Genomic DNA, 9,197 nt, shown 5'->3' on the forward strand with positions numbered 1-9,197 from the left:
CCGAAGAGCACCCACCCCCAAACACGGGTCTACTCCGCGAACCTAACCCGATATCCACATTCGTTTGTCAGAACCGCCCGATTTGGCCCAAATCAGCAAACGCATGTGGATATTGGGTTAGCTGGGCATGATCACTCGACGGCGAGCGCCTCGGCAGGTGCCGCCTTCGCCGCCCGCCGCCCAGGCAACACCGACGCCAGGGCGGCAGCGAGCGCGCACACGCCGATGAGGATCACGGTGGCGCGCACGTCGACGCCGAATCGCAAGGGGATTCCTTCGATGCCGAGTTCCCCGAACGAGGCAACGATCGATGTGAACTCGATCCACATAAACAACACTCCCCCGGCGATGCCGACGAACACGCCGACGAACGTCAGCGCCATCGCCTCCACGAGCAGCATCAGGCGCAGGCCTGCCGGCTGCATCCCAACGGCGCGCAACAGCGCCGACTCGCGTTGTCGCTCCAGCACCGACAAGCCGAGCGTGTTTCCCACCCCCACGAGGGCGATGAGCACCGCGACGCCCAACAACACCGTGAGCACGATCAGCGCCACATCCAGCACCGACTGCAGCACCATCGCGATCTCTGCACCGTCGGTGATGACCGTCAGGTCCTGATGAGGCGCTAGCAGCTGCTGAATCTGGCTGAGATCGGTGCGCGACGCCCGATCAGCCATCCTGATCCACAACATCGATTGGCGCTCAGGCGCGTCAATATTGGCGAAGTCTGCATCCGACACGACGTACGAGACCGCACCAAACCAATCGTGCGCGGCTGCTTTCAGCGTCGCGGTCCCTCCATCTTTCAACGGCACCACGAGCGTCTCCCCTGGACCGACGAACTGCCCCTTGGGCACAGCGGGCATGTAGTCAATGCCCATGACCCGAAAGGCGTTGTCACGGGCATGCACCTCGACGGTCTCTTCGACACCGTGTAAAGACAGCTCCACCTCTTTCGTAGGAATCACGACGCTGTCCCGCACCGCGCCCAGCTGGTCGAGCTGCGCTGGCAGCTCGTCGGGCAGACCCTCGGGCGCGATGACTTGGATGTCGGCGGGATAAAACTCGCGGAGGAATCGCTCACCGGAATCGCGCACCGTCGCGAGCACGGTCTGGAACGACACCGTCACGCCGACCGCCAGCATGAGCGCGACGGCGGTGGAGGCTGCCCGCTTGGGGTTGCGGGCAGCGTTATCGAATGCCAGGCGTACCGTCGGATGCGCCCAGCCCAGCAGCGCTCCACCCAACCGCAACAGGGGCGCGACGTAGAGCGGCGCGGCCACCAACAGCGTAAAACTGAAGAATCCCATCGCGCCAACGCCGAACACCACACCCCACGTTTCTGTCCGGCTCCCGAAGAAACATGCCACGCCGCCGATCAGGAGCACGACGCTGATCACGATGCGTCCGACGCCGGCCGCGCGCCGCTGCCTCGGTGTGGGCACGCTCTGGAGCGCTTCGAGCGGTTTCACCAGCGACGCCCGCACCGACGGTCCCACCGCCGCGATCAACGTCACGATGACACCACCCAAGAAGGGCCAGAGGCAGTCAGTGAAGGAGAACGCGAGCCCGAAGTGCAGGGCACCCGTAACCGCAGCTCCCAGCACCGCAAACAACACGCCCAGCAACAACCCGCCCAATGAGCCGATGATGCCGACGAGTAACCCTTCCACCACTAACTTGACCAGCACCTGCCCAGGAGAGGCACCCACTGCGCGGAGCAATGCCACCTGGCGGCGTCGCTGGGCCCCAAGGATGGTGAACGTGTTGCTGATGATGATGGCGCCGATAATCAGTGCGAGCAGGCCGAAGACGTACGTGGCGGAGGTGGCAGTGGCGATGGAATCCACCATGGCTCCGACGTCCTTGGTGCGGAAGTCCTGCACGCGCTCCACCGTCGCATCAGCCAGTTCCTCGTCGGCTCGCACCACCGCGAGGATGCGACCTGCTACGGCGTCGAGGTCGTCGTCGGCCTTGATGATCCAGGGGCTGGCGCTGGCCGCGAATCGGTCGCTGTCTGCGGGCAGGTACCCCACTTGGTCGAAGAGGGATCGGGCGTCGTCGGTGAAGCCCACGACCTTGTACGCGCGTTGTCCGGCCGTCACGGAATCGCCGAGCTTTAGCCCCAAACTCTTACCCAAGCTCGCCGACAGCGCGATCTCACCGTCGCGCTCCGGAAATCCGCCTTCCTCGATGCTCGACCACCGAAACTCCTTCGGCGGCGTGTCGTAGAGGTTCACGAACGTTGATCGACCGTCGAAGTCCAGGATGTTGTTCGTACCTTGGGGCGCCGAGATGGCCGCGGTGACACCATCGACGGCACGGATGCGCTCGAGCACCTCCTCACTGTTTGGGGAGTAGCTGGCGTTCACGATGAGGTCGGCTTGCGAGATGGGCAGCGTCGTGCGCATCGCGAAAGCCCGCGCCTCGGTGTGCACCATCGTCGAGAGCGCGACGAGGAAACTCACCGAGAGTGCAATCGCAATGAAGGTGGCGGCGAAGCGCCCAGGGCGTTGCCGCAGTTCCCCGACACTCAAGCGCCACATCAGCCGAGCTCCGCGAGCTTGTTCATCACCTGCTGTGGCGTCGGGAATGCGAGGTCGTCGACGATGCGCCCGTCGAGAAGCATGAGGACACGCGACGCGTAGGCGGCGGCGAAGGGGTCGTGCGTGACCATGATGATGGTCTGGCCGTGGTCGCGCGCCGCGCGCTGGAGGTAGCCGAGGAGCGCATTGCCGGCCTTGGAATCAAGCGCGCCGGTGGGTTCGTCGGCGAATACGACGTGGGGTTTCGTGATGAGTGCGCGTGCGATGGCGACGCGCTGTTGCTGTCCTCCGGAGAGCTGGCTGGGGCGGTGCAGCAGCCGGTCACCGATGCCCAGCGACTCCACGATGAAGCGGAAATGATTCTCGTCGACGCGGCGCCCCGCCAGCTGGAGCGGCAGCCGAATGTTCTGCTCCGCCGTGAGCGTGGGCAGCAGGTTGAACGACTGGAACACGAAGCCGATGTGATCGCGGCGCACGCGTGTGATCTGCGCCTCCGACATCTGCTGGAAGGAGTACGGCCCGACGAAGGCGCTGCCCGCGGTTGCTCGGTCGAGGCCCGCGAGCAGGTGCATGAGCGTCGACTTTCCGGAACCGGACGGCCCCATGATCGCGGTGAAGCTCCCCTGCTGGATCTGCAGTGACACGTCGTTGACCGCCACCACGCGCCCGCCGTCGGACTCGTACACCTTCGTCAGATGCGTGGCGCCACAAATAGCGGGAGCGTTCGCTCGTTGCTGAACCGGCATGGCAGACATGTGAGCTCCTTCATCACGATCGATGTCGGTATCGTAATCGCAACCAAGGCGCGCTGGTGTCAGCCCAGAGGACGATTTCGGCGCAGGCGTCCGCGTCGGTGGTCGCGCACCTTGTAGAACGCGATGGGCGCCAGCGCGGCGAGCAGGGCCAGCACCGCGGCGACGAGGAATCCTCCCGAGGAGCCGGAGTGGTCAATCACGAAGCCAGCGGCAGCGGACCCGACGGCCGCACCCACCAACTGCCCGGTATTGGCCCACCCGTAGGCCTCGGCGGACTGCTCGAAGCTGATCGTCGACGAAATCAGCGAGAACATGATGGCCAGCGCGGGGGCCATGCCCAGCCCAGACACGGTGATCGCCACAAACGTGGACGGGAACGAGAGCACCTGCGCTGCCACCAACGAACCGACGAGCATGGCACCCATCCACAACGACAGGGTGAACTTTCCCGACTCGCGGTGCCCGAACATCATGCCCGCGACGAGCGAGGCCACCGACATGCCCGCGAGGATGAGCCCGGCCTGCAGCCCGCCCTCGCCGAAACGGTTCACGACGGAAGCCTCGATCGCGGCCGTCGAGCCGATCATGAGAAACCCGACGACGGTGGCGAGCACGACGGGGCCTCGCAGCAGCACCGCCCCGAAATTGCCGCTGCTCGGCGCGAACTTCACCTCGCCGAGTTCGGGCGCGGAGATGAACCAGGCGCCGCCGATGACGAGCATCGCCGAACACACGACGAGCCCCACCACCGACGAGATCTGCATCGATATCAGGGTGATAACCATCGGCCCTAGCACCCAAATGATCTCCTGCGCGGATGCGTCGAGAGAGAACAACCGTGAAAGCTTGCTCGGGTCTACCAGCTTGGGGTACATCGTCCGCACCGCCGGCTGTACGGGCGGGAAGCTGAAGCCCGCGACGAGACCCACGACGATCGTGCCCGCAAGTGGCATCGGGAAAAAGGCGATGCCCAGCAGCGACGCGGCACAAATGAGGGTGGTGGAGACGAGCACCGTGCGGGCTCCAATGCGCCCCATCAGACGGCTCGTGAACGGCCCAGCAACACCCTGGCCGATAGACGTCGCGGCCAGCACAAGGCCCGCGGCACCGTAGGAGCCAAACAGCCGCTCGACGTGGATGAGCAGGCCGAGCGAAATCATGCCGCTGGGGAACCGCGCGAAGATTTGTGATGCGACGATGCGCGCAACGCCCTTCGTCTTCAGCAGGCCCCAATACGAGTTCACAATTTCCGGATTGTAACCGGATTATCCTGCCTCGTTGCAAGCATTTAGACCGCGCCGATGGCCCACCCTATGGCGCCAGCAACCACGCATATCACGAAGCCCAAGAGCCAATACACCGAGAACGTCCGGCTTCGCCCTGCGACGAAGAGCCGCAATGCGTCGAGGGCGGCCGTCGAGAAAGTCGTGAAGCCACCGCAAAAGCCGGCGCCCAGCACAGCAACTTCCGTCGGCGTCAGCGTGTGCTTGGCTCCCAATCCCATCACAACCCCCAGCGCGAAGCTGCCCAGCACGTTGACCACCAGGGTTCCGGTGGGGAAATGGCGGTTGAGCGGCGCGAGGCAGGAGTCGACGAGGAACCTCGCCGTCGCGCCCAAGCCGCCCGCAACCATGACCAGCAGGAACTCAGTCATCGCGCCGCCCCAGCCGCAATCCGAGCGCGATCATCAACAGTCCGATCAGCAACAGCACCAGCGCAGCAATAAGCTGCGCAGCCACGTGTTCCTCATCCGCCGCCCAGCCGACGGCATACGCCGAATACGTAGTGAATGCGCCGAGCATTCCCGTCGCGAAAAACAACCGGTATGCGCCCCCGCGGGGGCCAGGGAAGCGAACCACCCAGCTCGTGAATAGACCGAGGAGGAAGGCGCCGAGTGCGTTGATGATCAGAGTCGAAACGTACCCACCGCCGAGCAAGTCGAGCCCGTGGCGAAGGCCGGTACCGACGCAGCCCCCCAAGAACACGAGCAGGAGCTTTGCCCCAAACGGTAGGGATGCCGGTTGGCTCACGCCTGCCCGTCGAAAAGCGACGTCACCGAGCCGTCGAGGAAGACCTCACGGATGGCCTGGGCCAGCAGCGGGGCAATCGAGAGCACGGTGAGGTTCTTGATCTCGTCGTGGCCGTCGGTGGGGAGGGTGTTCGTGACGATGATCTCCTCCATGCCCGAGTTGTTGAGACGCTCGACGGCGGGGCCGGAGAAGATGGGGTGCGTGGCTGCGGCGATGACCCGTTTCGCGCCGCGCTGCTTGAGCGCCTCGGCAGCCTGCACGATGGTGCCGGCAGTGTCGATCATGTCGTCGACAAGCAGGCACGTGCGGCCCTCTACCTCACCGACGACCTCGTGCACGGCCACCGTGTTGGCCTTGTTCGGGTCACGACGCTTGTGGATGATCGCCAGCGGGGCACCCAGCTTGTCGGTCCACATGTCCGCCAACCGAACGCGGCCCGCGTCGGGAGAAACGACGGCGAGATTCTCGTCGTTGTACTTCTTTTTGACGTACTCGGCCAGCACGGGCAGGCCCCAGAGGTGGTCGACGGGGCCGTCGAAGAAGCCCTGGATCTGCGCGGCGTGGAGGTCGACGGACATGATGCGGTCGGCGCCGGCGGCCTTGAAGAGGTCGGCCACGAGGCGGGCGGAGATGGGTTCGCGGCCAAGGTGCTTCTTGTCCTGGCGGGCGTAGGGGTAGAACGGCGCGACGACGGTAATGCGCTTGGCGGAAGCTCGCTTGAGCGCGTCCACCATGATGAGCTGCTCCATCAGCCACTCGTTGACCGGTGCGGTGTGCGACTGAATGACGAACGCGTCGCTGCCGCGAACGGATTCCTGGAAGCGCACGTAGATCTCAGAGTTGGCGTACGCGATGGCCCGAGTCGGCACCAGTTCCTGGTCCATCAGCCTGGCCACTTCTTCGGCAAGCTCAGGGTAGGCGCGACCAGAAAACAGCATCAGGTGCTTCTGGTTCGAGGCGAATTCCGTGCTCAATATTCTCAGTGCTCCCGTGACTCGGCGACCTTGGGGTTGATGGATCCATCGTGGGCGGCCGCGGCCTGATCCCACTTCGAGCCGGGTCGGCGCTTTGCGGCCCAGCCCTCAGAATTGTGTTGGCGTCCGCGCGCGACGGCAAGTGCGCCGGCGGGGACGTCGTCGGTGACCGCCGATCCGGCAGCGACGAAGGCGCCGGGGGCGATGTCGACGGGTGCGACGAGCACGGAGTTGGAACCGACGAATGCGTCCTTGCCGACGTGGGTGGTGTACTTCTTCTCGCCGTCGTAGTTGGCGAAGATGGTGCCGGCACCAATGTTGACGCCCTCGTCGATGATCGCATCGCCGCAATAGGTGAGGTGCGGCACCTTCGCTGTCGGGGCGATCTTGGCGTTCTTCGTCTCGACGAACGCGCCGATCTTGCCGTCAGCACCCAGGATGGTGCCGGGGCGAAGGTAGCTGAATGGCCCGACGGTGGCTCCCTCACCAATGACCGCGAACGAGCCGTGCGTGCGGATGACTTCGGCATCCGCACCCACCTCGACGTCCATGAGCGTGGTGCTAGGGCCGATGATGGCGCCCTCGCCGATGGTGGTGGCGCCCTGCAGGATGGTGCCTGGGTGGAGCACGACGTCCTGGGCGAGGTCGACGTCGACGTCGATCCAGGTGGTGGTGGGGTCGATGATGGTGACGCCTTGGCGCATCCATTCGTCGAGGATGCGGCGGTTCATTTCGGCATTCATGCGGGCGAGCTGGACGCGGTCGTTAACGCCTTCGACCTGCCACAGGTCTTCCGTGACGTAGGCGCCAACCTGCTGGCCGGTGCCGTTGGCGTGGGTGAGCACGTCGGTGAGGTAGAGCTCACCCTGGGCGTTGTCGGCGTCGAGGTTGGCGAGGCCGGCCCGCAGCGTCTCGGCGTCGAAGACGTAGATACCGGAGTTGATCTCCGTGATGGCGCGCTGCTCTTCCGTCGCATCCTTATGCTCGACGATCCCGCGCACGCGGTCGCCGTCGCGGAGGATGCGTCCGTAGCCGGTGGGGTCGTCGACGTTGGCCGTCATCACCGTGACGGCGTTGCTGTGGGAGCGGTGCACGGCGACGAGCTGGCGGAGGGTGTCACCGGTGAGCATCGGGACGTCAGCGTAGGTGACGACGACATCGCCTTGGATGTTGTCTAGGCCGGTGAGCCCGCACTGGACCGCGTGGCCAGTGCCGCGCTGCTCTTCCTGGACCTGCGAGGTGACCGACTCGTTGAGGCGCCCGAGCTCCTCGACGACCTGCTCGCGCTTGTTGCCCACCACAACGACGAGATGCTCCGGGTCGAGCGCGGCGGCAGCGGAGACCGCGTAGCTGAGCATGGTTTTGCCAGCTACTTCGTGCAGCACCTTCGATTTCTTTGATTTCATCCGGGTGCCGCCACCTGCAGCGAGGACAACGACTGCGGACACTGGTGCGAGATCAGTCAAGAGCGCTCCTAACTCCGGCGTGCGCTACTCACTCTACTGCGCATTGCGTCGCTGTGTCTTGGATCAGTCGAGGCAGCGGCACGCACCCAGTACAGATGGCGGGTGGCGCCTGGTGTAGTGGCACCCCGGGTGGGAGTCGAACCCACTTCGCTAATCCTGATTCAAAGTCAGGCGGGCCCTGCCGAAAGACCAACCGGGGTATCGCCCCTCGAAGGGACTCACAGCAGTGTATTGCAGCCCGGCCATACTGACCACTTCTCCGGCGAGCCGGCGCGTTGGACGTCGTGTGGGGAGCGGCTGCGGGCGATGAACTGCAAAACTCGCCAACAGTGCCCGCTAAGACCCCGAAAATCGGTGGTTTGAAGCAACTGTTGGCGAGTTTTGCAGTTTCTGCTCGGGTCGATTGGGTTTTCCACAGATCGCTTCCCGGATGGGAATCCGGGAGGGCTGGCAGCCATAGTGAAGATGAGGAAGGAGATGGAAGGTGACAATCAGATGTTTCGGAACAAAACGTCTACAGATACACTTATCTGTGTGCGATTCATTCCAGATGGGGTGAGCTGACACCATGCCTCCCATCACCCCATCGACCGCCGATCGGGCTGGCCTTTCCCGTAGCGGCCTCTACCGAGGTGCCGACGCGGGCAAACTGGTTCGCATTGCGCGCGGCATCTACCTCCATGCGGACGCCCCGGCCATGGACTGGGGCTTGGTTGAGGCAGCCACGCGACGCCCAGACGCAACGATCTGCCTCGCTTCCGCGCTCGCCCACCACGATCTGATCGACGCGATCCCCGCGACGCTCGACATCGCGATCCCGCGCGGTGCCCGTTCCCCGGCAACTAAGCAAGCGATCACCTGGCACCAGTTCGACGCCGGCACCTTTGAACTCGAACGTCATGAAATGCGTGTCGAGGGCGCGAATGTGCCGATTGGGCTGTACTCCCCCGAACGCTGCATCGCTGACGCGTTTCGCCTCCGTGGCCAGCTCGGCTACGAGATCGCGCGAGACTCACTCAAGGAGTGGCTGCGTCGCGGAGGGAAGCCCAGCCGCCTGATGCAGATCGCACTGCAACTCCCCCGAGCCAAGGATCCCGTTCTTCGCGCTCTGGAAACGCTGTCATGACGCGTGGCGACGAAGTGTTCAGCGCACTGCAGTCCAAAGCCCGTTCCAGCGCGAGCAAAACCGGACAGCCAGCGCCTACCCAGGAATACCTTATTCGCCACCTGCTCGAGTCTTTCTTAGATCGCCTCATACGTATCGGGCACAGAGATGACTTCGTCTTGAAGGGCGGAACTCTGCTTGCGGTCTACGGTGTTCGTCGCCCTACCAAGGACGTCGATGTGAGTGCTATCCGTGCCGAGGTCGCGCCGGAACACCTGTCTCTTATACACATCTGACGCTGCCGACGACTCCTTACGTGTA

At 64.3% G+C, this 9,197-nt stretch carries 7 protein-coding genes, 1 tRNA gene and 1 pseudogene; 1 reads left to right on the forward strand and 8 read right to left on the reverse strand.

Annotation, left to right across the window (positions count from 1 at the left end):
• Window positions 1-131 precede the first annotated feature (131 nt).
• The 8 genes and pseudogenes from Q0X68_RS03890 to Q0X68_RS03925 all read right to left on the reverse strand — a co-directional run bounded on the left by Q0X68_RS03890 (window position 132) and on the right by Q0X68_RS03925 (window position 7,971).
• The gene (locus Q0X68_RS03890) at window positions 132-2,546 is read right to left on the reverse strand and encodes an FtsX-like permease family protein (RefSeq protein WP_297747852.1); all 2,415 of its coding nucleotides are present in this window, start codon (window positions 2,544-2,546) and stop codon (window positions 132-134) included.
• Window positions 2,546-3,211 (reverse strand): annotated as a pseudogene (locus tag Q0X68_RS03895) (ABC transporter ATP-binding protein); the annotation flags it as partial. The pseudogene Q0X68_RS03895 and the gene Q0X68_RS03890, both read right to left, overlap by 1 nt.
• A gap of 149 nt (window positions 3,212-3,360) precedes the next feature.
• Window positions 3,361-4,545, reverse strand: a complete 1,185-nt coding sequence (locus tag Q0X68_RS03900) for an MFS transporter (protein ID WP_297747854.1) — start codon at window positions 4,543-4,545, stop codon at window positions 3,361-3,363.
• Between the two features lie 44 nt (window positions 4,546-4,589).
• Window positions 4,590-4,955, reverse strand: coding sequence for a CrcB family protein (locus Q0X68_RS03905; RefSeq protein ID WP_297747857.1), 366 nt, complete (start codon window positions 4,953-4,955; stop codon window positions 4,590-4,592).
• Window positions 4,948-5,331: a CrcB family protein gene (locus Q0X68_RS03910; RefSeq protein ID WP_297747859.1), complete on the reverse strand. Its 384-nt coding sequence runs from the start codon at window positions 5,329-5,331 to the stop codon at window positions 4,948-4,950. Before Q0X68_RS03910 ends, Q0X68_RS03905 begins: the two co-directional genes overlap by 8 nt.
• Window positions 5,328-6,305 (reverse strand): ribose-phosphate diphosphokinase, encoded by a 978-nt coding sequence (locus Q0X68_RS03915; RefSeq protein ID WP_108870647.1) that lies wholly within the window; start codon window positions 6,303-6,305, stop codon window positions 5,328-5,330. The genes Q0X68_RS03910 and Q0X68_RS03915 overlap by 4 nt, the downstream gene beginning before the upstream one ends.
• A 5-nt stretch (window positions 6,306-6,310) precedes the next feature.
• Window positions 6,311-7,771 (reverse strand): bifunctional UDP-N-acetylglucosamine diphosphorylase/glucosamine-1-phosphate N-acetyltransferase GlmU, encoded by a 1,461-nt coding sequence (gene glmU, locus Q0X68_RS03920; RefSeq protein WP_297747864.1) that lies wholly within the window; start codon window positions 7,769-7,771, stop codon window positions 6,311-6,313.
• Between the two features lie 118 nt (window positions 7,772-7,889).
• Window positions 7,890-7,971: transfer RNA gene (locus Q0X68_RS03925), tRNA-Gln, on the reverse strand.
• Between the two features lie 368 nt (window positions 7,972-8,339).
• On the opposite strand from Q0X68_RS03925, the gene Q0X68_RS03930 reads away from it, so the two are divergent.
• On the forward strand, window positions 8,340-8,897 hold the full coding sequence (locus tag Q0X68_RS03930; protein WP_297747867.1) for a type IV toxin-antitoxin system AbiEi family antitoxin domain-containing protein: 558 nt from the start codon (window positions 8,340-8,342) through the stop codon (window positions 8,895-8,897).
• Window positions 8,898-9,197: the final 300 nt, after the last annotated feature.

It is taken from the genome of uncultured Tessaracoccus sp. (genome assembly GCF_947286155.1).
Classification (GTDB): Bacteria; Actinomycetota; Actinomycetes; order Propionibacteriales; family Propionibacteriaceae; genus Arachnia.

Bases quoted from the DNA above. Each gene is read 5' to 3' on its own strand.
- Q0X68_RS03890 (WP_297747852.1), bottom strand. From the start codon at position 2,546: ATGTGGCGCTTGAGTGTCGGGGAACTGCGGCAACGCCCTGGGCGCTTC.
- Q0X68_RS03905 (WP_297747857.1), bottom strand. From the start codon at position 4,955: ATGACTGAGTTCCTGCTGGTCATGGTTGCGGGCGGCTTGGGCGCGACG.
- Q0X68_RS03930 (WP_297747867.1), top strand. From the start codon at position 8,340: ATGCCTCCCATCACCCCATCGACCGCCGATCGGGCTGGCCTTTCCCGT.